Below are 1,514 nucleotides of genomic sequence, written 5' to 3'. Positions count from 1 at the left end.
ACCTGCGGGCCTACACCTACTTGCACCGCTAGCCGGTCAGAGACGGCCCCAAAGCCCAGGTCAAAACAGAAAAGGATACCGGTTTTGGGCCGGGATCCTTAAGCTTTTGAGATCTGGGAGTTGGGGGAAGGGGATTAGACGTGGCTCATTACAGGCGCAGCGGGCTATTCAGGGTCAAGTTCATCACCTGACTGGGGCGCAACACCACCACCTGGGGAGCCGTGATGTTGCCCACTGCCACGCCGGCCCCGGCTCCGCCAATCACCCCCAAAGCAGAGACACCCCCTGTCAGCAGGCCCAGCACCGTACCGCCCACCGCACCAATGGCTGCGTCCTGGGCGATGGCTTCGGCGGAGTATTGGCGGGGATCTTTCTCATCGTGGATCAAGTCAGAAGACATCTGCACCGAGTAAAGGCGTCCATTGGCAACCAGGGCCGTGCCGAAGAACCGAGCTCCTCCCTGAACCGGGCGCAAACTACCCCGCACTTCGCTCCCTGCCGGGATCACCAACTGGCCGTCGCCGCCGTAGATGTCCTGAGCTACCCGCAAGGTAAGGGGATGGGTGCTATTGGGGCTGAAGTACTGGGGCTCTCCACCCTCGAGGGTCTGGACGGGGATGATCGTGCCCGGCTGCAATTGGCGCACACCTACATCAAACAGTTGCTGAGCAGAAGCAGGGGGCAAGGCGAGCAACCCCAAAGTGGGGGTTGCCCAGCCAATCATCGCCGCCGCAACAACACGAATGTTCATCGAAACTCTCCGGTAAATGTTCAACACAGCATCCCAAGGAAAACGCAGATTCTTGGGAGCGCTTGCGAGCCACCTGAAGGTCAAGCCCGACGAATAAAGCTGATCAAGGCCAACAGAACCAAAGCCCCAACAGTAGCCATCAGCAAGCTTCCCAGCAAGCCCGTAGCCGATAGGCCAAGCAAATCAAAGAGATATCCCCCGACAAATGCCCCGCAGACGCCGACAATGATGTTGCCGATCAAGCCAAATCCGTAACCACGCCGGATGTACCCTGCCAGCCAACCGGCAATCGCCCCGATCAACAGAAACCAAAGGGTGCTGTTCATACAACTTACTTCTCCAAGGTATGCTATACCTACAGCTTACTCTTCGTTGCTAAAAGATAAATGCTCTGAAAACCAACCTTCTGTACACTCGGCACACTTGACGGCCACCTGACAAATTGGTAACTTTTGCTGAGAACAGATAACCACCAAAAAGTTGGGTCTAAAACCCCAAGTTGATTTTGGATGTATGCAATGAAGACCTGAAGAGGAGCGCCACCGACACTAGATATAGATACATACAGCCTGTTAAAGAATCAAGGGGTACAGTAGCAACACTTAGCAAACCAACTCTGGAAGCAGGATGGATTGATCAGTAGTAAAGAAGTCTGCACTATCTGCTCCAGGCTATACTTCCCAACTCTGGAAAACTGCCGAATAAAATGCTTCAAAACCGACCACATCATCTCAATAGGATTCAATTCCGGCGCATACACAGG

2 protein-coding genes and 1 pseudogene are annotated in these 1,514 nt (G+C 54.4%); all 3 read right to left on the bottom strand.

All coding sequences use genetic code 11. The features are described from left to right. Positions 1-148: 148 nt before the first annotated feature. Complete coding sequence (locus NW857_RS12880) at positions 149-751, bottom strand: hypothetical protein (RefSeq protein WP_414338866.1); 603 nt, start codon at positions 749-751, stop codon at positions 149-151. Between the two features lie 80 nt (positions 752-831). Continuing rightward, positions 832-1,077, bottom strand: coding sequence for a GlsB/YeaQ/YmgE family stress response membrane protein (locus NW857_RS12875; RefSeq protein ID WP_414335685.1), 246 nt, complete (start codon positions 1,075-1,077; stop codon positions 832-834). Positions 1,078-1,331: 254 nt separating this feature from the next. Next, positions 1,332-1,514, bottom strand: a pseudogene (locus tag NW857_RS12870) (IS630 family transposase); the annotation flags it as partial.

Origin of the sequence: Synechococcus sp. H55.9, assembly GCF_047462355.1 — a bacterium.
GTDB lineage: Bacteria > Cyanobacteriota > Cyanobacteriia > Thermostichales > Thermostichaceae > Thermostichus.
Note: the sequence above shows the minus strand (reverse complement) of the source record. Positions and strands in the feature narration are given on the sequence as shown.

Coding starts and splice junctions, on each gene's coding strand:
- NW857_RS12880 (WP_414338866.1), bottom strand. CDS start 751: ATGAACATTCGTGTTGTTGCGGCGGCGATGATTGGCTGGGCAACCCCC.
- NW857_RS12875 (WP_414335685.1), bottom strand. CDS start 1,077: ATGAACAGCACCCTTTGGTTTCTGTTGATCGGGGCGATTGCCGGTTGG.